Here is a 23,865-nt window from a genome sequence, read left to right on the forward strand (position 1 = left end):
CGGGTAAGGATCATGGTATGATGCTCGATTACTGCAACTCATTTTTTATCCAAAACTTCCTATGAAACCCGCAAAAGAAATCCGTGTTGGCAACATCATCATGGTCGATGAAAAGCCGTTTATCGTGCTGCGCTCCGACGTCAACGGCTCGAGCCGCACGGGCTTCACCTACAAGTGGAAGATGAAGAATCTTCTGACCAACGCCCCGCTGGAAAACGTGTTCCGCGGCGACGACAAGTTCGACGTCGTCGTGCTGGACAAGAAGCCGGTGACCTACTCGTACTTCGCCGACCCGCTGTACGTCTTCATGGATGAAGAGTACAACCAGTACGAGATCGAAGAAGAAAACATGGGCGAAGCCATCAACTACCTGAAAGACGGTATGGAATGCGAAGCCGTGTTCTACGACGGCAAGGCAATCTCGGTCGAACTGCCGATCACCATCGCTCGCCAGATCGTCTACACCGAGCCGGCCGTCAAGGGCAACACTTCGGGCAACGTGCTGAAGGAAGCCAAGATCGAAAACGCGATCGAAGGCAAGCAATTCACCATTTCGGTGCCGCTGTTCGTCAACCAGGACGACACCATCGAGATCGACACCCGTACCGCCGAGTACAAGCGCGTGGTTCGCAACTAAGTCGAATCCCTGCTTTACGAAAAAACGCTGCCCGAGGGCAGCGTTTTTTTTGCATTCAAGCCCGCATGAGCATGCCGTTCATGCCAAGGGCTTCGACGCCAGGGTCGGCGCAGCCGCCTTGCCCATGTAGCGCCGCGTCAGCCACCGGCGGACCGGGATGTCGTAGTACTTCAGGCAAACATGGGCCAGCAGTACGCACAGCAGCAGGGTCGCCAGCGCGACCGGGGCGCCGTCGCGCAGCGTCACCTTGTTGGTGACGACCCAGGCCGTGTAGGCGTACACGAAAGGGTAGTGGGTGATATACAGCGGGTATGAAATGCCGCCCAGGAAATTACATGCGCGCGCCGCCGGACCCTCGTGCACGTCGCCGCTCGCGCCCAGGTACACGACCAGCGGGAACACGGCGATGATGCAGACCGATTCGTACAGGCCATTCATCCATACCGCCTGTTCGCCGCCGAAGCGCGGCATGGCCAGCGTTGCCACGACGATCGCGCTGCTCAGCAGGAAAGCGTGACGGACCCGACCGATCTTGACGACGCGCGACAACAGCAGGCCGGCGAAAAAGGGATACAGCAGGCGGGTCAGGCCGAGGCGCACCTGGGCCGGATCGAGCGACCAGCCGCCGATCACGTCACCCTGCGGGCCGGCCACGCAGTGATGCACCAGCGCGCAGCCGGCCAGGAACACGCACAGGCCCAGCGCCACCCTGGAAAACCTGCGCACGAACAGGGCGTACAGCAGGTTGCCCACATACTCATAGAACAGCGACCATGCCGGGCCGTTCAGCGGGTGCATCTCGCCCCAGCCGCGCACGTCCAGCGCCGCGCCCACCGGCAGCAGCGTCATGCCGATGAACATCAGCGCCAGCATCAGCCACAGCGGCGTGTCCTGAATTTTCGGAAACGGCACGCCCTGCTGGAAGTAGAACAGCGCGGCGCCGACCAGCATCGCCACCACGATCATCGGGTGCAGGCGGATCAGGCGCCGCTTGCAGAATTCGCCGACTGTCATGCTGCGCCAGCGGTCGTCGTAGGCATAGCCGATGACGAAGCCGGACAGCAGGAAAAAGAAATCGACCGCCAGGTAGCCGTGGTTGATGATCTGGACGAAGCGGCTGGCGGCATGCGCCTCGAACAGGTGGAAAGCCACGACCATCAGGGCGGCGACGCCGCGCAGGCCGTCGAGGATCGGATAGTGGCGCTTGGTGTCGGCAAAACCGGTGGACGCAGTCTGGGTGGCCATGGGGTAAGGAAGTGTGGGAACGTTTCCACATTCTGCATGACAAAATATTCATATGCAACAAAATGCCAGCGCATTAATTCGTGTTGCATAGGCAACTTTACTGCTATTCTTGATTTTATTTGACGGAGAATTGCATGGATCGCAGGGATTTCGTTCGACTCGGCGTGGCTGCCGGCGCCGCTGCCGGTGTGGCCCAACTGGCTTCGGCTGCCGCCAACGGCAGCGCGGCAGGCAGTGCCATCCTCGAGGCGGGCGTGCAGGAACAACAGGCGCAGATGGCGGCCGGCAAGCTGAGTTCGAAAGCCCTGGTGCAGCAATATCTGGCGCGCATCGCGGCCATCGACAAGGCCGGCCCGGCGCTGCGCGCCGTGATCGAGCTGAATCCGGATGCGCTGGCAATTGCCGAATCGCTGGACCGCGAGCGCAAGGCCGGTAAAGTGCGCGGACCGCTGCACGGCATCCCGGTGCTGATCAAGGACAATATCGCGACCGCGGACAAGATGAGCATCAGCGCCGGTTCGCTGGCGCTGGACGGCGTCCGCGCCAGCAAGGATGCCTACGTCGCGCAAAAGCTGCGCGAGGCCGGCGCCGTCATCCTCGGCAAGACCAACCTGTCCGAATGGGCCAATATGCGCTCGACCCATTCGGTCAGCGGCTGGAGCGGACGCGGCGGCCAGACCCGCAATCCGTATGCGCTCGACCGCAACACCAGCGGTTCCAGCTCCGGCTCGGGCGCGGCGATGGCGGCCAGCCTGGCAACGCTGGCGATCGGCACCGAAACCGACGGCTCGATCGTGTCGCCGGCCTCGACCTGCGGCATCGTCGGCATCAAGCCGACCCTGGGCCTGGTCAGCCGCAGCGGCATCATCCCGATCGCGCATTCGCAGGACACGGCCGGCCCGATGACCCGCAGCGTGGCCGACGCCGCGCTGCTGTTGACCGCCCTGTGCGGCGTCGACACGGCGGACGATGCCACCGGTGCCAGCCGCGGCAAGTCCGCCGACTACGCCCGCGCCCTGCGCAAGGATGGCCTGCAGGGCAAGCGCATCGGCGTGGCGCGCAATTTCTTCGGCAGCGCCACGGCCATCGACGCCCTGATCGAGAAGGAACTGGCGGTGCTGAAGGCGCAGGGTGCGATCCTGGTCGACGTGCAGGTGCCGAACACCGACAAGTACAACGACAGCGAACTCGAGGTGCTGCTGGGCGAGTTCCGCCCCGACCTGGAAGCCTGGCTGGCCGGCTATGCCGCCCATGCGCCGGTCAAGACCATGGCCGACATCATCGCCTTCAACGAAAAGAACGCGGCGCGCGAGCTGCAGCACTTCGGCCAGGAACACCTGGTCGCGGCCCAGGCCAAGCCGGGCCTGCAGGACAAGGCTTACCGCGAAGCGCTGGCCAACAACCACCGCTATGCGCGCGAAGAGGGGATCGACAAGATCATGCGCGAGGAAAAGCTGGATGCGCTGGTGGCGCCGACCGGCGGCGTGGCCTGGCTGACCGACTACATCAACGGCGATCACTACGGCGGCAGCTTTTCGTCGCCGGCGGCGGTGGCCGGCTACCCGCACGTGACGGTGCCGGCCGGCTACGTGCATGGCTTGCCGGTCGGCCTGTCCTTTGTCGGCGGCGCCTGGAGCGAGGCGACGCTGATCGGGATGGCGTATGCCTACGAGCAGGCGACGCTGCACCGCCGGGCGCCGGCCTTCCCGGCGTCGGTCAACGTCAAGGCTTAGTTACGTCAAAGCTAATCGGCCGCCTGCTTGGCTTTCGTGAACACCGGCCCCCACAACGGGTGGCCATGTTCGCCGGGTGCCAGGTCGAACGAGGGATCGAGGCGCAATGCCTTGTCGAAGGCCTGGCGGCACTGGGCCGGCCGCGCCGTCACGCAATAGCTGAAGGCCGTGTACTTGAGTGCGGTCAGGCGCGTCGCCAGCGGGCCGTTGTTCAGGTCGCGCGCGCCCAGGCGCTTGATGGCGCCGTTGTAATCGCCTTCGTCGTACAGGCGGATGCCTTCGCGCAGGCCGTCGCTTTCCTTCGGCCCGTCATCGCGCTCGCGCTCGCGGCTGCGTTCCTTGGGCCGGGCCGGCGGACTGGGCGAGCGCTCGGTCACCGTGACGGCTTTCGGATGGCTGCCATTGCGGGCCGGCTTGCTGTCGAAGATCGGATACTCGGCGCAGCCGCTCGCCAGGATGGCGAGCAGGGCGGCGGTCGGCAGTGTGCGTGTGAGTGTGGTCATGGGCATCATGCGCGCTTTCATTCTGCGGCGCTGAAGTCGACGACGATGCGGCCGTCGCCGGCCGACGTGTCGACGTCGAGCACGCGTTCCTGGAAATTCGGATTGGTCACGCGGACCGTGTGGCGTCCCGCGGGCAGCTGCAGGCGCTTGATCGGCGGGCTGACGCCGCGGTCGACGCCATCCACGTAGACGGTACCCCAGGGCTGGATGTGCAGCTGGTAGGTGGCGCCGGCGTTGGGGGCGGCTGCGCCGGGTGCGACGCTTGCCGTGGCGCCGGCGCCGGCAGGCATCGCCGGGACGATGCCCGGCGTTGCAGCAGGGGCGACACCTGCCGCTGCCGGCGGCTGTGCGGGCAGGGCGCCCGGGTTCTGTACTGAAGTGGATGGGACAGGCTGGAGGGCCGGGCCGGCCGCCGGTGCCGCGGGTGCAGTCGTGGCGTCCGGCGAGGCTGCGGGGATGTTGACACTTGCGGGGGCCTGGGGGCCGGCCTGGTCCTGCAGTACAGCCGGCGCAGGCTGGTCATGCGGGGCATTGCTGGGCAGCAGAGCGTATCCAACGAGGACCATGGCCGCCAGGATCGCGACGATGGGCCAGCGCGGCCGGCGGTGCGGGGCCGCGGTGTGGGTGCCGGCGTGGGGCTGGGCCGGCGGCGCGGTGGGCGCTGCTGCTGTAGGTGCCGCGGTCGTCGCCGCAGGCGCTGCAGCCGCGGCAGGCGTGCTGCTGGTGCTCGTTGCAGGCCTTTCGCTGCCTTTGCCGTCCGCGCGGGCGCGCAGGGCGTGGGCGGGGATGGCGGCCTCTAGTGGCTTTTGCGGCTGCGGCTGGATATGCGGCTCCGGCACCATGGCCGGCTTGGCAACCGGGGCGGGTTCGGTCACTGCGACCGGCTCAGCCACTGGGGCCGGTTCAGCCATCGGGACTGGCTCTGCCACCGGTGTTGCCACAGGTACCGCGGCCGGCTCAGCCACCACCCGGGCCGGCTCCATCACCGGAACCGGTCGGATCATTGGGACTGGTTCAGCCACCGGAGTCGGTTCGATTACTGGGACTGGTTCAGCCGTCGGGATCGGTTCTGGCAGCGGGGGTGGCTCAGGCAGCGGGAGCGGCTCAGTCACCGAGGCCGGCTCAGCTTCCACCGGGGTCGGTTCTGTCACTGGGGCAGGTTCAGCCGCCGGGGCTGCCTCATCCACTAGGACCGGTTCAGCCAGCGGGTCCGCCAGCTCCGACAAGGCCGGCGGTGGCGGCAGTGGCGCCGACCCCGGCGGCACGATGCCGAGGATGTCGCGCAGTTCCGCGACCGTCTGCGGGCGCTGGGCCGGGTCGGGGTCCATGCAGCGGTCGACCGCCGTGAGCAGGGCCTCGCTGTAGCCATCGAGACCGCGGCCGTGCAGCGGGCCGCTCGGCAGCAGTTCCTGCGTGATCGCATAATGGACCAGCTTGGCGAGTGCGGTGAGGTCGTCGGCTTCGGTGGGGACGGGATCGCTGGCGATCGACGGCAGCAACAGCGGCTGGCCGTTCTGGTGGAACACGACGGTGTCGGCGGTGATGACGCGGTGCGGCATCTCCATCGCGTACTGGCGTTCGAGGGCCTGCAGCAGCTGGCGGAAGAGTTTGCGGCACCAGGCTTCGGTCACTTCGCCGTGCGCATGCTCGACGATGTCCCTGACGCTGCGGCCTTCCGCCCTCTCTTGCCCGGTTGTTGTTGAGCTGGTCATTTTACTAATGCTCCTTTAGCAAAATGATGCCAGAACTGCAGAGCTGCCGCCCGGAAATCATTCCAACCGTGCGCGGCTTTTACTTTTGTTACAAAATTCGGGGTCAGAGCACAATGTTTGGAAAATTCTTAGCATCAAAAAATTGTTAAGTGGACCTGCCAAAATTGGGCTCTGACCCCGGTTTGAGGATGATTAAACGTCGATGAAACGCATCTTGAAGTTGCGGCCTTTGACGCTGCCGTAATCGGTGCCGAGCGGGTTGTTGGCGTTCAGGCCCTGGTAGGCCTGGCGGGCTGCGCTACGCTGGATCGCAACGTAGCTCATGAATTCCAGGATGTGGATCTTGCCGACCTGTTCCTTGGTCAGGCCGGCATCCTTGGCCAGTGCGCCCATCAAATCGCCCGGACGCAGCTTGTCCTTCTTGCCGCCGGCGAAGCATAGCGTGACCATCGGGGCCAGTGCGGCCAGTTCGTCGGCGGGGACGTCGACGTCGTCGAGTTCGGCCAGCGGATGCCACTCGGCGGCCTGGCCCTGCAGGTCTTCGATCAGGCGCACGAAGCGTTTTTCGTTGGGCGCGGACAGGGTCACCGCCAGGCCGGTCTCGCCGGCACGGCCGGTGCGGCCGACGCGGTGCACGTGCACTTCCGGGTCCTTCGAGACGTCGACGTTCAGCACCAGTTCCAGTCCGGCGACGTCGATGCCGCGCGCGGCCACGTCGGTGGCCACCAGCACCGAGCAGCTGCGGTTGGCGAACAGCACCAGGGTCTCGTCGCGCTCGCGTTGTTCCAGTTCGCCGTACAGCGCCAGCGCCGCAAAGCCTTTATCACGCAGGTAATCGACCACTTCGCGGCAGCGCGCCTTGGTGTTGCAGAAGGCGATCGCCGAGGCTGGGCGGATGTGGCGCAGCACGCGCGCCGCCGCCTCTTCGCGGCCTTCGAAACCGATCTCGTAGAAGCGCTGCTCGATCTGGGCCGGCACGTGGCGCGTCTCGACCGCGACTTCTTCCGGATTGTTGAGGAACAGCGCGGTGGCTTCGCGGATATCGTCGGGGTAGGTGGCCGAGAACAGCAGGGTCTGGCGGCGCGCCGGGCATTCGCGCACGATGGCCGCGATCTCGTCGTAGAAACCCATGTCGGTCATGCGGTCGGCCTCGTCCAGCACCAGGGTGCGCAGGCGCGCCAGGTCGAGGGTCTTGCGCTGCAGGTGGTCGCGGATGCGGCCCGGCGTGCCGACCACGATGTGGGCGCCGAATTCGAGCGTGGCGATCTGCGGGCGCATCGGGATGCCGCCGGTGAGCGTCACGATCTTGACGTTGCCGATGCCGCGCGCCAGCCGCCGCAGCTCGTTGGCGACCTGGTCGGCCAGCTCGCGCGTCGGGCACATCACCATGCCCTGCACCGCGAACAGCGTCGGATTCAGGCCCAGCAGCATGCCGATGCCGAAGGCGGCGGTCTTGCCGCTGCCGGTCTTGGCCTGGGCGATCAGGTCGCGGCCGGCCAGCGCGAGGGGCAGGGTGGATGCCTGCACCGGCGTCATCTGGGTATAGCCGAGCTGGGTCAGGTTGGCCAGGAAGCGCGGATCGAGCTGGAGGGAGGAGAATGCGGTATCGGTCATGGTGTCAACCGCAGGCGCGGCAGGTTAAGAGCGCCTGACAAAGCCGTAAAGGCCTTGTCGTTGCTCAGTCCGGTTGCCAGATCGGCAGGCCGGTCAGGTCAAGATTCGGGTCGCGCTGCCATACGGGCAGGCCGCTGGCGTCGGTTTCTTCGAGCAGCGAAATCTGCTCCTGCTTGAGCGCAATCCGGCGCGGGCGCGGACCGCCGCGCTTCGGCTCGGGAGGAGGGACAACGGCATCGTCCTGGCCCGCCGGTTCGAAACCCGGCAAATCGAAGGTCGCGTTGTCTTTCTTGTCTCTCATGCGCTCTGTACTACTAAAACGACTGCTCAAAAAACAAAGCCCAACTACAAGAGTCGGGCTCGGTTTTAAAGAATTCTGGTTGCGGGGACAGGATTTGAACCTGTGACCTTCGGGTTATGAGCCCGACGAGCTGCCAGACTGCTCCACCCCGCGTCTGAGAACGCTATTGTATAACAATCGACCTGCCGGTGCAAATCGAGTTTCCGCACTGATCATCGTCACGCCACACGCAGGCGCCACAAGGACGTCACTTCGCGCGTGCGCGCCGCCGCCAGCGGGTCGTCGGCATCGCTGGCCTTCGGATGGGTCGGGCGCACGTCGTGGCGGCCGGCAACTTCCAGGCCCGCGTCGGCGATCCACGCCAGCAATTGCTCGCGCGAACGCAGGCCCAGATGTTCGGCCAGGTCGGACAGGATCAGCCAGCCTTCGCCGTGCGCCAGCAAATGGTCTTTCAAGCCGGCCAGGAAACCCTTCAGCATGCGGCTGTCCGGATCGTAGATCGCATATTCGATCGCCGAACTCGGCTTGCCCGGCAGCCAGGGCGGATTGCAGACCACCAGGCCGGCGCGGCCTTCCGGATACAAATCGGCCTGCACCACCTCGACCTGCTCGCCCAGGCCCAGCCGGTCGATGTTGGCGCGGGCGCAGCCGAGCGCGCGCTCGTCCATGTCGGTGGCGATCACGCCCTGCAGGCCGCGGTGGGCCAGCACCGCCGACAGCACGCCGGTGCCGGCGCCGATGTCGAAGGCGAGCGTCTCCTGCGCGGGCAGGGGCGCCTGCGCGACCAGTTCCACGTATTCGCCGCGCACAGGCGAGAACACGCCGTACCAGGGGTGGATGCGCTCGTCCAGCGCCGGGATGAACACGCCCTTGCGCCGCCATTCATGTGCGCCGATCAGGCCCAGCAGCTCGCGCAGCGAGGCCACGAAGGGTTCCGTGCCCGCGCCGTAGGCTTCGTTGCAGGCCTGCTTGACGTCGGCCGCGCGCCGCAGCGGGATCGTGTAATCGGCCTCGAACGGGATCAGGAGCATGGCCAGCAGGCGCGCGCGTTGCAGCTGGGCCAGGCGATGGCGGTGGAACTGTTCGGTCAGGGTGGCGGCCGGCTTGGCCGGCTTTCGCTTGTTGCGCTCGCTCTTCTGGTCGAGCCGGCGCACCAGCGCCTGTAACAGCTGGCGCGCATTCTGGAAGTCGCCGCGCCACAGCAGGCCGGTGCCGTCCAGCGCCAGCCGGTAGGCGGTGTCGGCGTTCATGGTGTCGTCGGCCAGCACGATGTTCTTCGGCGCCGGCCAGCCGCTTTCCGAGCGCCAGTTTGCCGTGCGCTCCTCGCCGTTTTCAATCCACTGGATCATCTGCGCACTCAATTCGGCGCTCAATGGTGATGGTGCCAGTGCAGGTCGTTCGACTCGACGAAGGATTTGACCGCCTCCGGATTGCCGGTGGCGTGGCGCTTGATTTCGCCGCAGTCGCAGATGCCCTGGTAGGGCTGGATGTGCGAGCAGGCCGAGACTTTCTGCAGCTGGACCTTGACCGGCTTGGCGCACTTGGCGCACTTGAAGGTCAGGAAGCGGGCGGGTTTGGACATGATGGATCCGAAAAAAGAAGATGCTGGAAAGGCGCGCATTTTAGCACCGGCACGCGCGGTGCCGGCGCAGCCGCGGCCGGATTTCCGTCAGGCTGCCGCCAGGCTGCGCAGCGCCGGCACCACGTCGTGCAGCGTGTGCACTTCGCAGGTCGGCACCGCTGCCGACACGTTGGCCAGCCGGTCCGGATTGAACCAGCAGCTCTCGATGCCGAAGCGGTTGGCGCCGAGGATGTCGGCATCCAGGCGGTCGCCGACGATGATGGTCTCGTGCGACGCAAAGGCGCGTGCCATCGCCGTCGTGTACTGGAAGAAGCGGCTGTCCGGCTTGGCATGGCCGCAGGCTTCGGAGGTCGCGACGAAGGAAATGTGGTCGCCCAGGCCGGAGCTGGCGATGCGCCGCTTCTGGATCTGCTCGACCCCGTTGGTGATGATGCCGACCTCGCCGATGGCGGCCAGCGTGGCGCACAGGCGCACCGCGCCGTCGATCAGCACCACGGTGTTCGACAGCGATTCCAGGTACAGCCGGCTGGCCGCTTCCGGATCGAGCTCGAGGCGGTGCTGGGCAAAGGCCTTGCGGAAGCGTTCCACTTTGAGGAAATCCTTCGACACCGCGCCGGTCTCGAAGCTTTTCCAGAGAGCCAGGTTGATCGCCTGGTAGTCGGCGAACAGGGCGTCGATGTCGCCTTGCATGCCGAGTTCTCCCAGCGTGAGGGCGAAGGAGCGCTGCTCGGACGCCTTGAAGTCGAGCAGGGTGTCGTCGAGGTCGAACAGGAATAGTGTGTGTTTCATGATGACTGTATTGTTACTTATTGAACTGTGATGGCGCTGCTGCCGCCGCCGCCCGGCCGCACCATGACCTTGGTCGCGATCCGCTCCGTCATCTCCTGCACGTGCGAAATCACGCCCACCTTGCGTCCCATCGATTGCAGCGCGTCCAGCGCATCCATGGCCACGCCCAGCGTGTCGCTGTCCAGGCTGCCGAAGCCTTCGTCGATGAACAGCGACTCGACCTTGACCCGGTTCGACGACAGCGAGGCCAGGCCCAGCGCCAGCGCCAGCGATACCAGGAAGGATTCGCCGCCGGACAGCGAGTTGACCGAGCGCACCTCGCCGCCCATGTCCTGGTCGCGCACCATCAGTGCCAGCGACGGGCCGCTGGCGTTGGCGACGCGCTCCAGGCGGTAGCGCCGCGCCAGCTGGGCCAGGTGCTGGTTGGCGTAGCCGAGCAGCACGTCGAGCGTGAATTGCTGGGCGTAGTTGCGGAATTTCTTGCCGTCGGCGGATCCGATCAGGTCGGCCAGCCTGGCCCAGCGTTCCTCGATGGCGCGCTGGCGCTCGATCTCGGCCATCATCGACCGGGCGCGCTCGCGGCGGGCATCGTCTTCGCGGATGCGCAGCGCCAGCGCGGCCGCGGTCTCGTGGACCGTGCGCCGTTCCTGCTCGGCCGCGGCCAGGTCCTGGGCCACACTGGCGGCATCGCGGCCGGCCGCATCCGGCGGCGCCGCTTCCTGGTGCTGCTGGCGTTGCATGCGCCGTTCGGCCAGCACGGCGGCGGCCTGGCGCGCCTGGGAATCCAGCTCGCCGAGTGCAGCGCGCTCCTGCGCGATCCAGGCATTGCCGACCGCCAGCAGCGCCGCCAGCGCCTGTTCGCTGTCGACCGGCTCCAGGTCGGGATCGTTGCCGTCGAAGTCTTCGATCCAGGCGTTCAGGCGCGCAGCGGTGTCGCCCGAGGCATCCTGCAGTGCGGCGATGCGTTCCTGGGTTTTCGCCTGGGCTTCGCGCACCCGTGCTTCGGATTGCGCCGCCTGCAGGCTCGCGGCCTGGCTGGCGTTGACGCCTTCGCGCGCCGCCGCCACGCCGGCGGCCAGCGCCTGTTCGACCTCGCGCGCGGCACGGCCATCGAACAGTTGCGCGCGCTCGCGGCGCAGCGTCGACGATTCCAGCTCGATGCGCTCGAACTCCGCCTGGGCCTCGGCCAGCCGGCTCCCGTTCTGCTGCGCGCGCGCGCTGAGGGCCGCATGTTCGGCTTCGAAGGTGCGGATCGCGGATTCCAGCCGCGTCACGCGGGCGGCGCGCTCGGCCCATTCGCGGGCGGCGCCGGCGCGTTGCTGGCGCCAGCCGGCCGGGTCTTGGCGCCATCCTGCCTGCCAGCCGGCGCCGCAGGCTTCCACCAGCACCGGATCGAGTTCGGCCAGCAGGCCGGCCAGGGCTTCCGCCGCGGCGTCGCGCTTTGCCGCCAGCGTGGCGATGTCGGTTTCCAGGCTGTTCAACTGGGCTTGCGCTGCCTGCGCCGCGTCCAGCAGGCGTGCCTGTTCGCGGTGGGTGCTGTCCCATGCTTGCTGGGCGGCGTCGCGCGCCAGCTCGGCGCGGCGCAGCGCTTGTTCGCGGGCGTCGAGGTCGGCGGCGCCGTCGCGCAGCAGGCCTTGCTGGGCCGTGAGCCAGGCGCCGCGGCTTGCTGCCTCCGGGGCTTCACCGGCCAGCGGGCTGGCCGCCAGCTCTTCCTCGAGCTGGGCGACGGCATCCAGCATGCCGCTGCGTTCCTCGGCCAGCGCGCGCAGGCGCTCGGCGGCGCTGTCCAGCGCCGCCTGCTGCTGCGCCTGTTCGTTGAGCTTGTCGCGCTGTTCGCGGCGGCGCGCCGCCACTTCCTGCGCCATCTTGTCGAGCAGGGTGTGCAGGCGCGCATCCTGGTGGCGGTAGGGGTGTTCCTCGCTGCCGCACACCGGGCAGGGCGTGCCGTGGCCGAGGCGGTCGCGCAGGCTTTCGACGCCATCGGCGCAGGCCAGCTGGGCGGCCTCGAACATGCGCTCGGCCTGGTCCAGGGCGGCATCGATGGCGCCGCCCGCGGTGCGCGCCGCGTCCAGCGCGGCGGCGGCGGCCGTGTGCGCGGCCTGCTGGCGTTCGGCCTGGGACTCGAGCTTGGCGGACTGCTTGTGCGCCGCGTCCAGGGCATTGTGGACGGCGCCGAAGGCGGCCAGGCGCTCGCGCCGGGTGTCGAGCGCGCGCCGTTCGCCGCGCAAGGCGTCGGCGTCGATGGCGTCCAGCGTTTGAATCGCCTGCGCGCGCGTGGCGTCGCGTTCCCCCAGCAGCGTGGTTGCGGCGCCGAGGGCGGCGGCGGTGCGCTGGGCCGCCGCTTCGGCCTGTTCGAGGCCGGTACGGGCCCGCGCCAATGCGTTGGCAGCGGCCGCATCCTGGGCCGCGGCCTGCTCGGCCTGCAGCAGGCGCTGTTCCCAGCGTTCCCACTGGGCCGCCAGGCCGTCGAGGTCGCGCCGTGCATCGAGCCAGGCGCGCGTGTCTGCCAGCGTGCGCCTGGCGTCGTCCAGCTCGGCCGTCTTGGCCGCCAGCACCTGGCCGGCTTGCCGGGCTTCGGCGGCAGCCGCGTCGAGGGTGCTGCGCGCCTTGGCATGGGCCGGCGCCAGCGTGGCGAGCGTGGCGTCGAGCGCCTTGGCGCGGTCGAGCAGGGGCGCCTGCGCGCGCTGGACCTGTTCGGCTGCTTCCAGCTTGCGCTCGGCGTCGATCTGGGCTTGGGCCGCGGCCTTTTGCGCGTCGAGCGCGCGCGCCAGGTCCTTCTCCCCATTCTCCAGGGCGAGCTGGGCCTGGCGCTGTTCACCGGCCAGGCGCTGCAGCTCGGCCACCAGCGCGCGCGCCGGCTGCACCGCATCCAGCGTGGCCAGATGGCGGCGTCGCTGGGCGGCGGCGTCGAGCGCCACCGTGGCCGCGGCCAGCGCCGTCTCGGCCTGGGCTTCGCCCTGCGCCAGTTTATCGAGCGCCTGGTGCCAGCGCAGCTGCTGTTCGAGTGCGCCGCGGCGGGCGTCGACGGCAGTCAGCGCGGCTTGCGCCACCGTGTGTTCCTCGTCGAGCACCGTGCGCTGCTCCGGTGCCAGCGGCGCCTGGTCCTGCAGGCGTCCGGTCAGGCGCCGCATCGCTTCCTGTTCCAGCCGCCAGCGCTCGAAGGCGCGGCGCGAGATCTCGCTGTAGACCGCGCTGCCGGTCAGGGTTTCGAGCAGTTCGCCGCGCTCGTTGTCGTCGGTGCGCAGGAAGGCCGAGAACTCGTTCTGGGCCAGCAGCACCGAGCGCGTAAATTGTTCGAACGACAGGCCGATGCGCTTTTCGATCTCGGCGAGGGTTTCGGTCTTGGTATTGCCGAGCGGGGCCAGTTCCGGCAGCTTGTGCAGGCTCATGTTCACGCCCTGGAGCGCGCCGGTCGCCTTGTTGTACGAGCGCCGCACGCTCCAGCGCGCGCGGTAGGCGATGCCGTCGTTGCCGATGAAGTCGACTTCGGCATAGCCCTCGGCCGCGCCGCGCCGCAGCAGGGTGCGGCGGTCGTGCGCCTGTACCGTGTCGGCACCGACGTCCGGCACCTGGTTGCCGGCACGCGCCTTCAACAGGCGCGGGGTGGCGTCGTACAGGGCCAGGCACAGGGCGTCGAGCAGGGTGCTTTTTCCGGCCCCGGTGGGGCCGCTGATCGCGAACAGGCCGCTCGAGGCCAGCGGTTCGCTCTCGAAGTCGACCTCGAATTCGCCGGCCAGCGAGGCCAGGTTCTTGCCGCCGATGCGCAGGATTTTCATCGTCGCACCTCGCCCGCTTCCCCTGGCATCATCAGCTCGGCAAAGGCGGCCAATTGATCGTCCGGGGCATCGTCGCCGAAGCGCTGCTGCCACAGGCGGCGGAAGATCTCGTCCGGCTGCAGCGCCGCCAGCTGGTCCAGGGTCAGGGCCGCTTCGATGCCGGGCGCGGTCCCCACGCGCCGGGTCGGTTCGATCTTGGCCAGGCGCACCGGCTTGCCCTGCAGCGCGGCTTCGACCTGGGCGCGCAGGCCCGGTTCCGGGCCGTCCAGCAGCACCCGCACTTCCAGGTAGGGCTGTTCGTGCGCGGGACGCTCGGGCAGGTCGAGTTCGACCAGCGCCGCGATCGCTTCCTTCAGCGGCGCCGGCGCGGCCGGGATCCGCAGCAGCTCGACCGCGCGCGGCACGGGCAAGGGCGTGATGGCGCGCGCCGCCGCGCCGTCGAGATCGATGCGCAGCACCTGGTGCTGGTAATGTACTTCCGAGAACGACAGCGGCAGCGGACTGCCGCTGTAGCGCAAGTGTTCCTGCTTGCCGACGCGCTGGGCCAGGTGCAGGTGGCCCAGCGCGGCATAGGCCAGGCCGGGATCGAACATCGAGGCCGGCAGCGCCTCGGTGCCGCCGATGACGATGCGGCGCTCGGAATCCGGCGAGGAGTCGCCGCCGACCATGTGGCAGTGGCCCATCGCCAGAATCGCCTGGCCTGGCGTGCGGCGCGCCTCGGCCAGCGCATAGGCTTGCCGGTAGAGCAGGGCGATGCCCTGCATATAGGCGGCGTAGGGGTCGACCGCTTCGCCTTCCGGCGCGGCAACGCGCGGCACGTCGCCGGGCCGCAGGAAGGGAATCGCCACACACCAGGCTTCGACTTCTCCATCGCGCCCGGTCAGCGGCACCAGCAGGCGCTCCAGGTCGAGTTCGCCGTCGGCGTTCTTCGCCATGTGGCCGACCACGCGTGTGCCGTGCGCGCTCAGCAGCGGTCCCGGCGCTTCCAGGCGGCCCGGCGAATCGTGGTTGCCGGCAATGACGACGATGTCGAGCCGCGGCAGGCGGGCACGCGCCTGCTGCAGGAAATGATACAGCTGGCGCTGCGAGGCCGCCGACGGATTCGCGTTGTCGAAGATGTCGCCCGCGATCAGGAGTGCATCGATGTCCTCGGCCACGAGGGTGTCGAGCAGCCAGTCGAGGAAGCGCTGGTGTTCCCAGGTCCGGTCGAAATTGTGCAGGGTCTGGCCGAGGTGCCAGTCGGAGGTGTGCAGCAGCCGCATGGGGTGGAAGGAACGAGTCTGGAGCGTGGATGAGCCGCTTACTATAGCGCAGACCGGAAGCGGCTGTAAAAAGTTCTCGGGCGAATACGGGATGGTGTCAAAATGCTCATTACAATCGTGCATTGAGTGTTGATGAATGAGTGAACCCGTCCTGACGATCGGCGCCGCGCGCGCCCTGCACCTGGCTGCCCAGGGGATGTTACAAACCAGCCGCGCCCGCGCCAGCAAGGACGACGTGCTGGCCGCGATCCGGCGCATGGGCGTGCTGCAGATCGACACCATCAGCGTGGTCGCGCGCAGCCCCTACCTGGTGCTGTGGAGCCGCCTGGGCGACTACGATCCGTGCTGGCTTGATGCCCTGCTTGAAGAAGGAAAACTGTTCGAGTACTGGGCGCACGAGGCCTGCTTCATTCCGATCGAGGATTACGGCCTGTACCGGCATCGCATGATCGATCCCGGTTCGCTCGGCTGGAAGTATGCGGCAGGCTTCCTGCGCGATCATCCGGACGTGGTCGAGCGGGTGCTGAACCACATCCGCGAGCACGGCCCGGTGCGCTCGGCCGATTTCGAACGCACCGATGGGCAAGCCGGCGGGTGGTGGGCCTGGAAGCCGGAAAAGCGCTCGCTCGAAGTGCTGTTCACGGCCGGCGTGCTGATGATCGCGCGGCGCCGGAATTTTCATCGCATCTACGACCTGGCCGAGCGCGTGCTGCCGGGCTGGGACGACAGCCGCATGCCGCCGATGGAGACGGTGCGGCGCGAGTTCGCCCTGCGCGCGGTCAAGGCGCTCGGGCTGGCCAAGGCGGGCTGGATCGCCGACTATCACCGCACCAGGCCGCCGCACGTCGACCTGGATGCATTGCACGAGGCCGGCGAACTGCTGCGCGCGAAGGTGGAAAATTGGCGCGAACCGGTGTATGTGCACCCCGACCACGCGCCGCTGCTGGAGCAGGCCGCGGCCCGCACCCTGGCGGCGAGCGCGACCAGCTTGCTGTCGCCCTTCGACCCGATCGTCTGGGACCGCAAGCGCGCTCTCGAACTGTTCGATTTCGATTATCGCCTGGAATGCTACATGCCGGCGGACAAGCGCCGCTACGGCTATTTCACGCTACCGATCCTGCGCCGCGGCGCGCTGGTCGGCCGCGTCGACGCCAAGGCGCACCGCAAGGCCGGCGTGTTCGAACTGAAGGCGCTGGCGCTGGAGCCGGGCATACGCATCAGCGCCCGCCTGGCCGACGATATCGCGGCGGCGGTCGCCCGCTGCGCCTGCTGGCATGCTTGTGCGCAAGTGACGCTCGTACACGCCGAACCTGTCGCTTTTGCGCCGTTGTTGCGCGCCGCGCTGGACCGGGCCGCGCCGGCTGGGCAACAGCCCGTACGGATGAGTGTGCAGGCGACGTCGGCAGCAGCCTGACGCGACGCTGACGTGCGGCCGGCAGGGGCATGGGTTTGATATAGATCAAACGCCGCCCTGGCGCCCCTCCTTAAACTTGGTACTTCTTCAGGCCGATGACAAGAAATCAACGACAAAGTCCGGCCTGGCCAAAATCAACGCTTCCCATTCAGTTCCCCGTGCCGGCCCACCGTGCGGCGGCGCTGCGTTTGGAGAGACGACTGAGCGGAGACAGAATGCTGACGTCGACTTATACCCTCGTTGCCTTGTCGGTCGAACAGACCAAAGTGCGCGCTGCCTTGCAATCGCTGGTCGAGGACTTGCATGCGCTGCCGGGCGATACCAACACCCTGGCCCTGGGCCGGGCCGCACAGCTGTGCGCGAGCATGCGCCAGATCTACGACAGCTGCCATTGGCGCAAGCTGGACAAATTCCTGGTGCCGGCGCTGCGCCGCCATACCGGCGCCGCCGACGGCCTGCTGCACGAGCTCGACCAGCTCAGCCGCAACGCCGCGGAAGCGATCTACGTGGCCGAAGCCTGCGTCGCCCAGCCCGACCGCCCGGTCCTGCGCGAACGCTTCTGCGATGCCGTCGAGCGCTGCGTGGCCGCGCTGCGCCACCGTCTCGAGCGCGAAGAGCACGAACTGTTTCCGCTGGCGCGCAGCGTGGTCGGCGACACCGCCTGGTTCGCGATCGCCAACCAGATGCTGGCCCACGACGCCTACGCGCGCGAACGGCGCAATGTGCCGGAGCGGCAATACGCCACGCCCGGGCTGCTCGGCCACGACACCCATGGCTCGGGACGCCACGTCACGTCCTTGTCGGTTGTCCACTAATCCGTACGCAGGTCGCCGACGTGTTGTTCGCACACGCCAGCCGAGTGGCGCGAAGCCATCAGGTTTCTTGCTATGATGGCGATTTTGGAAGTGCGATTTCATCATGTTCGAGTTCCTATTCAAGCGGCCGGGCGATAACAAGTCCGGCGACAAGCCGGCCGGACAGGGGTCGCAGCCGTCCGCTTCGGGCGCCGCTGCGCCGTCGGGTGCGGCTGCTTCCTCTGCCGCTTCGGCTTCCGCCACCGCCGCGCGCGCGCAGCAGGCCGAGAAACTGGGCCAGGTCGGGGGCGACGAGGCTGCCGCGGTGGAATTCATACTGCAATGCGAATTCTCCGAACTGCGGCTCACCGCCGCCGAGTTCGTCCACAGCCCGGCCGCCCTCGAGCGCGTGCATACGGCGATGCGCAATACCGACCGCCGCGTCGCCAAGCTGATGCAGTCGCGCCTGGATGCCCACCGTCACCACGAAGCCGAGCACCGGCGCGCCGAGGCTGCCCTCGAGAGCGCCCGGTCCCTGCTGAACGACGCGTTGCTGACGCCTAACCACGTTGCCGATCTCGACCGCAAATGGGCGGTCATCGCCGCACCCGAGCTGCAGGAAGCGTTCCAGGGCGTGCGCGCCGCTCTCGGCCAGCGTCTCGAAGCCCAGGTGCAGCTGCAGCGTGCCATGATCGACCGCCTGGCGGCGTTGCGCCAGCTGTCGGCCGGCGTCGCCGCGGGCAGCTTGCCGGCGGCCGAACTGGCCGCGCGCCTCGAGGTGCTGGCCCAGGAACAGGCCGCGGCCCTGCAGGCGCCCGAACACGCCTCGCTGCCGCGCGGGCTGGGCGCCGAATTCGGCGTCGAGCACCAGAAACTGCTGGCCAGCCTGCACGCGATCGAAGCCGGGCAAAGCGCGCTGGCGGCGCGCAGCGCCTTCCTCGAACTACAGGGAGGCAAACCGGTGGCCGAACTGAACGCCGACACCTTGCGCAAGGAATGGAAAGCCTTGCCGGCCCTGGCACAGGAGCGCGAGGATACCCGCGCGCAGGCGGCCGAATTGCAGCGCCGCTTCGACGCTTTGCTGGCCAGCCTGCCGCAGCCCGAGCCGCGCAAGCCGAAGGAAGCCAAACCGGCGCCCGAGGCCGGCGCGCCCGGGGAAGCACGCAGTGAAGCCCGTGCGGAGCCGCGCAAGCCGAAAGGCGCGGACCAGCATTTCCTCGACACCATGGATGCGATGGAAGCCGCCCTGCAGCAGGGCTCGCTTGGCACCGCGGCCGAACTCGACAAGTCACTGAAGGAGGCCCGCGAAAAAGGCATGCGCCTGACGCCGGCCCAGTCCGACCGCCTGGCCCATGTGCGGGCCGAGCTGAAGCGCCTGTCCGACTGGGCGCGCTGGGGCGGCAACGTGTCGCGCGAAGAACTCATCAAGAACGTGGAAACGCTGGCCACCCAGAACCTGGCGATGAGCGAGCTGGCCAAGAAGGTCGGCAGCATGCGCGAGCGCTGGAAAGCCCTTGACAGCCTGTCCGGCGCCGCCCCGAAAAGCCTGTGGGAGCGTTTCGACGCCGCCTGCAGCGCCGCCTACGCGCCGGCCGCGGCCCACTTCCGCCAGCTGGCCGACGAGCGCCACGTCAATGCCGCGCGCGCCGAAAAGCTGGTCGAGGAAGCGCGCGCCGAGATCGCCCGCCTGCAGTCCGGCGAAGCCGACTGGAAACACGTGGCCGGCACGGTGCAGCGCCTGCGTCTCGGCTGGAGCCACCTGGGCGCGATCGACCGCAAGGAAAAGAAGCGCCTCGATGGCCTGTTCACCGACGCCCTGAACGTGATGCAGGCGCCGCTCGAAGAGCAGCGCAAGGGCGAGATGGCCGAGCGCGAAGCGATCATCGAGGAAGCCGCCGCCATCGATCCGCACGACCGCCACGCGATCGACACCATGCGCGCGCTGCAGCAGCGCTGGCAGGAACACGCGCGCGCACTGCCGCTCGAGCGCAAGAGCGAACAGGCGCTGTGGCAGCGCTTCCGCGCCGTCTGCGACGAAGTGTTCCAGCGCCGCAAGGAAAGCATGCACGAGGCCGACATCGAGCGCCGCGCCCACGAAGCCGCCAAGGAAGCCATCAGCGCGCGCCTGGAAGCGGCCGCGCCGGAGGCGACGCCGGCCACGATGGGCAAGCTGCTGCGCGAGGCGCAAGCCGAGTGGCAGGCCATCGGCCCGGTACCGCGCGCCCACGAAGCCCGCGTCGAAAAGCGCTACCACGCCGCCGTGGCACTGGTCCAGCAGCACGCCGACCAGGTGCGCCGCGCCGCGGGCGTGGCCCAGGCCAACCAGCTGCGCGACAAGCTGCGCCTGGTGCAGGAACTCGAGCAGGCGGTTGCCGGCGCGGGCGAGGGCGGTGCTGCCGACTGGGAAGCGCGCTGGAGCGCCTTGCCAGCCCTCGATGCCGAACTCGAGCGCACACTGCGCGGCCGCTTCGATGCCGCCCTGCAGGCATTGCATGGCGACCGCGCTGCCTACGCCCAGCTGCTGGAACGCAACCGCGACATCCTGCTGCACGACCTGCTGCGCATGGAAATCGGTGCCGGCATCGACAGCGGCCCGGAATTCGCGCGCGAGCGCCTCAAACTGCAGGTCGAGGTGCTGCAATCCTCGCTCAAGTCGGGACAGAAGAACGGCAGCAGCGCTGGCGGTGGCAACAGCGCCGCGGCCCAGCTGCGCGCCCTGCTGGCGCTGCCGGCGCTGGCCGATGCCCGCACCGCTACCCGTATCGAGCAGTTGTCGATGCGCCTGGCAAAGGAGGGCAAATGAAGGGTGTGTTCACTGAGGTACGAGTACAGGCCGAGGACTTCGACCTCGGCGCCGAAGTCGCGCGCCTGCGCGCGGGCGACCCGCGCATCGGCGCGGTGGTCAGCTTCGTCGGGACGGTGCGCGACATGAACGACGGCGACCAGGTCGCCGAACTCGAACTCGAACACTATCCCGGCATGACCGAACGCTCGCTCGAAGACATCGTCGAGCAGGCGCGCGCGCGCTGGCCGCTGTACGGCGCCCTGGTGGTGCACCGCATCGGTCCGATGAAGCCGCAGGAGCAGATCGTGCTGGTGGCGGCAAGCGCGGCGCACCGCGGCGAGGCCTTCGCCGCCTGCGAGTTCATCATGGACTACCTGAAGACCGATGCGCCGTTCTGGAAGAAGGAACAGACGCCGAACGGCGCGCGCTGGGTCGATGCGCGCAGCAGCGACGACACGGCCAAGGGCAAGTGGGCGGTGGGCTAATCAACCGCCGGCCCGCTTCGCTTCATGCCCGTGCTTCTTGAGCGCGGCCAGCACCACGTCGCAGTGATCCCCCTGGATTTCGATCACGCCATCCTTCACGGTACCACCGGCGCCGCAGGCCGTGCGCAGCTGCTTGCCCAGCGCCGCCAGCGCGGCGGCATCCAGCGCCAGGCCCTTGACCAGCGTGACGGCCTTGCCGCCGCGTCCCTTCGTCTGGCGCGATACGCGCACGATGCCGTCGCCCGGCGGCGCGGCCCTGGCCTGGGCCTTGCACCCGCATGCCGCGACCGGCTGGCGGCAATCGGGACACATGCGTCCGCTTTCAGTGGAATATACAAGGCCGCCGCTGGATCGACTCGTCATGGTGTGCTCGAATGCATCGTGAAACCCGCGAGTGTAGCTCAGAACAGGATGATACCCCCCAGCGAAATCCCGTTCATATGGCTCGACGCCCCGGGAAATCCCTTGGAGCGCGTGCGCCCTAGCTCGCCCACCAGCGTGATCGCGGTGTTCAGCGAATAATAGGCGCCGAGGGTCACGTTGGAATTCGATTTCAGGCCGCCGGTGGTGACGGCGTCGTCGTTGTTGCGGCTCTGGCCGTAGTTGATGCCGAGTTTCAGCTTGTCGTCGGTCTTATAGGTGGCCTGCAGCAGGTAATGGGTGGCGCGGACGTTGCCCTGGTCGGCGTCCGACAGGATGCCCAGGCCTCGGCCGCGCTGGACGTTGGCGAGGAAGTTGGCGGGGCCGTAGTCGAGCTGCGCGCCCAGTTCGAAGGCATTCATGCGGAGGTTGCCGGCGGTGCTGCCGACCGCTTCGAAATGCTGGGTCTTGGCGCCCAGCCAGCCCTTCAGCGGGCCATAGGTGCCGCTGAGCTGGGCCTGCAACTGCGGCGTCGACCGCGACGTGTAGCGCGCCGGGGCGACGATCGGCGTGTCGTCCACCGGGCTCATCAGGCCGAAGTCGAGCACAAGGCCGTAGGGCAGCACCTTCGGCGTGGTGTACACGACTTGCCCGTACTGGCCGGCATAGGCGTAGCCGGCGCCGATGTGGCCGAGGGCGACGCGGCCGCGCTGGGTTGCCTGGGACGGGGCGCCGGTGCCGAGCAGGGTCATGTCGGCGAGGATGATGTTGTCGCCGAAGATGCCGTAGTCGCGGCCGAGCTTGACCGTGCCGATCTGGGCATTGCCGAAGCTGAAGAAGGCCTGGCGTACGTCGACCGTGCTGTTCTGGGTGATGGCGCTGTCTGTGGCGGCGGCCACCATGATGCCGATCTGCGCCTTGACGTCGTAGCCACCCTGGCTGGTGTTGGCGGTAGTGACCAGGCCGCTCGGCAGCAGGCCGTTGCCGACCGTGGTGCGGCGGTCTTCGCCGCCGCAGCCGATGGTGGGGCCGGCCAGCGCCAGGCCGCCGTCGAAGCTGCCCTTGCAGCGCACCAGCGTGTAGTAGGCGTTGACGTTGCCGCCGACGTTGACGGTCCAGTCGCCGGCCTTGATGTCGACCGCCCATGCAGGCTGGGCAGCGGCAGCGGCAAGCAAGCTCATCGCAAGCACTTTCTTCATCGCTATCTCCTCGTTATGGTGGCGTGGCATCAGCACAGCGGGCCGATGCATCCAACGAGCGCAATAAGCGTGCCCGGGCATGCAGAGCGGGTAATGCCGGGCGACGTGAAGTAAAGGGTACGGAAAATGAACACCATGCGCCGCGGGTAGTGTTCAGTTTATGAACAGCTGGGGTAGCGCGGCAGGACAGTGTTGCGGACTCAGCCGCGATCCGCTTCCTGGCGGCGGGCCTGGCGCCGCCAGGCGTCGAGTTCGCCCAGGCGCAGGTGTTCCGGCGCCCGCTGGCCCCGGCCGAATTTGCCGCGCCCCAGGCGCTGCGCGCGATAGATGCCGGTGTGCCCGGAAAACAGATAGCTGAGCACACAGGCGATGGCCGCGTACACGCCGATTTCGCCGCCGAACAGTTCGATCGCCATCAGGGTCGAGGCCAGCGGCGTGTTGGCGGCGCCGGCGAACACGGCGACGAAGCCGAGGCCGGCCAGCAGGCCGAGCGGCAGGTGTAACAGCGGCGCCAGCGCATTGCCTAGCGTGGCGCCGATGTAGAACAGCGGCGTCACTTCGCCACCCTTGAAGCCGCTGCCGAGCGAGGCCACGGTGAGCACCAGCTTGCCGGCAAAGTCCCAGGGCGCCAGCTGCTGCAGGAAGGCGGCCTGGATGGTCGGGATGCCCAGGCCCAGGTAAGGGTCGATCGGCAGCGCCGCGGCGGCCAGCGCGATCGCGATCCCGCCCAGCAGCGGGCGCAGCGGCGCGTAAGCCACCTTGCGCTTGATCCAGCCGCCCAGCGCGTGGGTGCAGTCGGCGAACAATCGTCCCGCCAGGCCGAAGGCGATGCCGGCCAGGCCGGCCGCCAGCAGCGGCCACGGCGCCAGCGGCGGAATTGCCCCGACCGCATAATGCGTGTGATGCACGCCCCACAGCAGGCAGGTGCGGTCGCCGGCGATGGCGGCCACCAGGCAGGCGAACAGGGCGTTCGAACGCAGGCGCCCGATCGCCAGCACCTCGAGGGCAAACACGGCGCCCGCCAGCGGCGTGCCGAACACCGAGGCAAAGCCGGCGCTGATGCCGGCCATCAGCAGGGTGCGCCGGTCCTCGTGCCGCAGCCTGAACACATGGGTCAGCTGGTCGGCCAGCGTGCCGCCCATCTGCACCGCGGTGCCTTCGCGCCCGACCGAGGCGCCGCACAGGTGCGACAGCACGGTCCCGCCCAGCACCAGCGGCGCCATGCGCAGCGGAATGACTTTATCCGGATCGTGGATCTGGTCGATCAGCAGGTTGTTGCCGGCCTCGACGGCGCGGCCGAATCGGAGGTAGAGCCAGCCGACCGCGAAGCCGGCCAGCGGCAACAGCCAGAGCAGCCAGCGGTGGGCGAGGCGGGTGCTGGTCGCCCAGTCGAGCGCGACCAGGAAAAAGGCGGAGGCGGAACCGGCCAGCAGCCCCACCAGCAGCGCCAGCGGCAGCCATTTGGCGAGGTAGCGCAGCAGCTGGCTGGACGAGAAGCGCGGTTCCAAAGGTCGATCTAATAAAGTCATGCATGTCCTCGGTCGGGCATCCCGGACATGCGGCAGGCTGGACGGGCGAACGCCTGCACGTCCCATGGCCGGGAACGGTGCAGGCATCATCGGCCCTGGGGGCGGTTTGTCGGTGGAAGAATGCCATTTCCACAGCATTATTCTA

19 protein-coding genes, 1 tRNA gene and 1 riboswitch are annotated in these 23,865 nt (G+C 68.1%); of the genes, 6 read left to right on the plus strand and 14 right to left on the minus strand.

What is annotated here, in order from left to right; all coding sequences use genetic code 11:
* The first annotated feature begins 61 nt into the window (after window positions 1-61).
* A complete protein-coding gene (locus U1H99_RS07530) occupies window positions 62-637 on the plus strand; it encodes an elongation factor P (protein ID WP_141833871.1) in 576 nt (191 codons plus the stop codon).
* Window positions 638-715: 78 nt separating this feature from the next.
* Here the strand turns inward: U1H99_RS07530 and U1H99_RS07535 are convergent, their stop codons facing one another.
* A complete protein-coding gene (locus U1H99_RS07535; RefSeq protein ID WP_323141083.1) occupies window positions 716-1,882 on the minus strand; it encodes an acyltransferase family protein in 1,167 nt (388 codons plus the stop codon).
* Between the two features lie 134 nt (window positions 1,883-2,016).
* On the opposite strand from U1H99_RS07535, the gene U1H99_RS07540 reads away from it, so the two are divergent.
* Window positions 2,017-3,615, plus strand: coding sequence for an amidase (locus U1H99_RS07540; protein WP_323141084.1), 1,599 nt, complete (start codon window positions 2,017-2,019; stop codon window positions 3,613-3,615).
* 11 nt (window positions 3,616-3,626) lie between these two features.
* Here U1H99_RS07540 and U1H99_RS07545 read toward each other — a convergent pair whose 3' ends face one another.
* From U1H99_RS07545 to U1H99_RS07590, 10 genes are all read right to left on the minus strand, one after another.
* Entirely contained in the window at window positions 3,627-4,118 is a 492-nt protein-coding gene (locus U1H99_RS07545; protein WP_323141085.1) for a TssQ family T6SS-associated lipoprotein, read from the minus strand.
* A gap of 17 nt (window positions 4,119-4,135) precedes the next feature.
* Complete coding sequence (locus U1H99_RS07550) at window positions 4,136-5,830, minus strand: serine/threonine-protein kinase (protein WP_323141086.1); 1,695 nt, start codon at window positions 5,828-5,830, stop codon at window positions 4,136-4,138.
* A gap of 192 nt (window positions 5,831-6,022) precedes the next feature.
* Window positions 6,023-7,444: an ATP-dependent RNA helicase DbpA gene (dbpA, locus tag U1H99_RS07555; RefSeq protein ID WP_323141087.1), complete on the minus strand. Its 1,422-nt coding sequence runs from the start codon at window positions 7,442-7,444 to the stop codon at window positions 6,023-6,025.
* Between the two features lie 64 nt (window positions 7,445-7,508).
* Window positions 7,509-7,745: a hypothetical protein gene (locus tag U1H99_RS07560; RefSeq protein WP_323141088.1), complete on the minus strand. Its 237-nt coding sequence runs from the start codon at window positions 7,743-7,745 to the stop codon at window positions 7,509-7,511.
* A 76-nt stretch (window positions 7,746-7,821) separates the two neighbouring features.
* Window positions 7,822-7,898: transfer RNA gene (locus U1H99_RS07565), tRNA-Met, on the minus strand.
* A gap of 65 nt (window positions 7,899-7,963) precedes the next feature.
* On the minus strand, window positions 7,964-9,094 hold the full coding sequence (locus U1H99_RS07570) for a methyltransferase (RefSeq protein ID WP_323141089.1): 1,131 nt from the start codon (window positions 9,092-9,094) through the stop codon (window positions 7,964-7,966).
* A gap of 20 nt (window positions 9,095-9,114) precedes the next feature.
* Window positions 9,115-9,327, minus strand: coding sequence for a hypothetical protein (locus U1H99_RS07575; protein ID WP_323141090.1), 213 nt, complete (start codon window positions 9,325-9,327; stop codon window positions 9,115-9,117).
* A gap of 87 nt (window positions 9,328-9,414) precedes the next feature.
* Complete coding sequence (locus U1H99_RS07580; protein ID WP_323141091.1) at window positions 9,415-10,116, minus strand: YjjG family noncanonical pyrimidine nucleotidase; 702 nt, start codon at window positions 10,114-10,116, stop codon at window positions 9,415-9,417.
* Between the two features lie 17 nt (window positions 10,117-10,133).
* Complete coding sequence (locus U1H99_RS07585; protein WP_323141092.1) at window positions 10,134-13,892, minus strand: AAA family ATPase; 3,759 nt, start codon at window positions 13,890-13,892, stop codon at window positions 10,134-10,136.
* Entirely contained in the window at window positions 13,889-15,154 is a 1,266-nt protein-coding gene (locus tag U1H99_RS07590) for an exonuclease SbcCD subunit D C-terminal domain-containing protein (RefSeq protein WP_323141093.1), read from the minus strand. Before U1H99_RS07590 ends, U1H99_RS07585 begins: the two co-directional genes overlap by 4 nt.
* A gap of 136 nt (window positions 15,155-15,290) precedes the next feature.
* On the opposite strand from U1H99_RS07590, the gene U1H99_RS07595 reads away from it, so the two are divergent.
* From U1H99_RS07595 to moaE, 4 genes are all read left to right on the plus strand, one after another.
* A complete protein-coding gene (locus U1H99_RS07595) occupies window positions 15,291-16,568 on the plus strand; it encodes a winged helix-turn-helix domain-containing protein (protein ID WP_323141094.1) in 1,278 nt (425 codons plus the stop codon).
* Window positions 16,569-16,783: 215 nt separating this feature from the next.
* Window positions 16,784-17,383: a hemerythrin domain-containing protein gene (locus tag U1H99_RS07600; RefSeq protein ID WP_323141095.1), complete on the plus strand. Its 600-nt coding sequence runs from the start codon at window positions 16,784-16,786 to the stop codon at window positions 17,381-17,383.
* A 103-nt stretch (window positions 17,384-17,486) separates the two neighbouring features.
* On the plus strand, window positions 17,487-20,165 hold the full coding sequence (locus U1H99_RS07605; RefSeq protein ID WP_323141096.1) for a DUF349 domain-containing protein: 2,679 nt from the start codon (window positions 17,487-17,489) through the stop codon (window positions 20,163-20,165).
* On the plus strand, window positions 20,162-20,632 hold the full coding sequence (moaE, locus tag U1H99_RS07610; RefSeq protein WP_323141097.1) for a molybdopterin synthase catalytic subunit MoaE: 471 nt from the start codon (window positions 20,162-20,164) through the stop codon (window positions 20,630-20,632). The genes U1H99_RS07605 and moaE overlap by 4 nt, the downstream gene beginning before the upstream one ends.
* Here the strand turns inward: moaE and U1H99_RS07615 are convergent, their stop codons facing one another.
* The 3 genes from U1H99_RS07615 to U1H99_RS07625 form a co-directional block, all read right to left on the minus strand.
* The gene (locus U1H99_RS07615; RefSeq protein ID WP_323141098.1) at window positions 20,633-20,995 is read right to left on the minus strand and encodes a translation initiation factor Sui1; all 363 of its coding nucleotides are present in this window, start codon (window positions 20,993-20,995) and stop codon (window positions 20,633-20,635) included.
* A 38-nt stretch (window positions 20,996-21,033) separates the two neighbouring features.
* The gene (locus U1H99_RS07620; RefSeq protein WP_323141099.1) at window positions 21,034-22,191 is read right to left on the minus strand and encodes a porin; all 1,158 of its coding nucleotides are present in this window, start codon (window positions 22,189-22,191) and stop codon (window positions 21,034-21,036) included.
* A 200-nt stretch (window positions 22,192-22,391) separates the two neighbouring features.
* Window positions 22,392-23,720 (minus strand): voltage-gated chloride channel family protein, encoded by a 1,329-nt coding sequence (locus U1H99_RS07625; protein ID WP_323141100.1) that lies wholly within the window; start codon window positions 23,718-23,720, stop codon window positions 22,392-22,394.
* A gap of 73 nt (window positions 23,721-23,793) precedes the next feature.
* Window positions 23,794-23,860: riboswitch (Fluoride riboswitch) on the minus strand.
* Window positions 23,861-23,865 lie beyond the last annotated feature (5 nt).

Origin of the sequence: Massilia phyllosphaerae, assembly GCF_034659755.1 — a bacterium.
GTDB classification, from domain to species: domain Bacteria; phylum Pseudomonadota; class Gammaproteobacteria; order Burkholderiales; family Burkholderiaceae_D; genus Telluria; species Telluria phyllosphaerae.

Coding starts and splice junctions, on each gene's coding strand:
- U1H99_RS07530 (WP_141833871.1), top strand. CDS start 62: ATGAAACCCGCAAAAGAAATCCGTGTTGGCAACATCATCATGGTCGAT.
- U1H99_RS07535 (WP_323141083.1), bottom strand. CDS start 1,882: ATGGCCACCCAGACTGCGTCCACCGGTTTTGCCGACACCAAGCGCCAC.
- U1H99_RS07540 (WP_323141084.1), top strand. CDS start 2,017: ATGGATCGCAGGGATTTCGTTCGACTCGGCGTGGCTGCCGGCGCCGCT.
- U1H99_RS07545 (WP_323141085.1), bottom strand. CDS start 4,118: ATGACCACACTCACACGCACACTGCCGACCGCCGCCCTGCTCGCCATC.
- U1H99_RS07550 (WP_323141086.1), bottom strand. CDS start 5,830: ATGACCAGCTCAACAACAACCGGGCAAGAGAGGGCGGAAGGCCGCAGC.
- dbpA (WP_323141087.1), bottom strand. CDS start 7,444: ATGACCGATACCGCATTCTCCTCCCTCCAGCTCGATCCGCGCTTCCTG.
- U1H99_RS07560 (WP_323141088.1), bottom strand. CDS start 7,745: ATGAGAGACAAGAAAGACAACGCGACCTTCGATTTGCCGGGTTTCGAA.
- U1H99_RS07570 (WP_323141089.1), bottom strand. CDS start 9,094: ATGATCCAGTGGATTGAAAACGGCGAGGAGCGCACGGCAAACTGGCGC.
- U1H99_RS07575 (WP_323141090.1), bottom strand. CDS start 9,327: ATGTCCAAACCCGCCCGCTTCCTGACCTTCAAGTGCGCCAAGTGCGCC.
- U1H99_RS07580 (WP_323141091.1), bottom strand. CDS start 10,116: ATGAAACACACACTATTCCTGTTCGACCTCGACGACACCCTGCTCGAC.
- U1H99_RS07585 (WP_323141092.1), bottom strand. CDS start 13,892: ATGAAAATCCTGCGCATCGGCGGCAAGAACCTGGCCTCGCTGGCCGGC.
- U1H99_RS07590 (WP_323141093.1), bottom strand. CDS start 15,154: ATGCGGCTGCTGCACACCTCCGACTGGCACCTCGGCCAGACCCTGCAC.
- U1H99_RS07595 (WP_323141094.1), top strand. CDS start 15,291: ATGAGTGAACCCGTCCTGACGATCGGCGCCGCGCGCGCCCTGCACCTG.
- U1H99_RS07600 (WP_323141095.1), top strand. CDS start 16,784: ATGCTGACGTCGACTTATACCCTCGTTGCCTTGTCGGTCGAACAGACC.
- U1H99_RS07605 (WP_323141096.1), top strand. CDS start 17,487: ATGTTCGAGTTCCTATTCAAGCGGCCGGGCGATAACAAGTCCGGCGAC.
- moaE (WP_323141097.1), top strand. CDS start 20,162: ATGAAGGGTGTGTTCACTGAGGTACGAGTACAGGCCGAGGACTTCGAC.
- U1H99_RS07615 (WP_323141098.1), bottom strand. CDS start 20,995: ATGACGAGTCGATCCAGCGGCGGCCTTGTATATTCCACTGAAAGCGGA.
- U1H99_RS07620 (WP_323141099.1), bottom strand. CDS start 22,191: ATGAAGAAAGTGCTTGCGATGAGCTTGCTTGCCGCTGCCGCTGCCCAG.
- U1H99_RS07625 (WP_323141100.1), bottom strand. CDS start 23,720: ATGACTTTATTAGATCGACCTTTGGAACCGCGCTTCTCGTCCAGCCAG.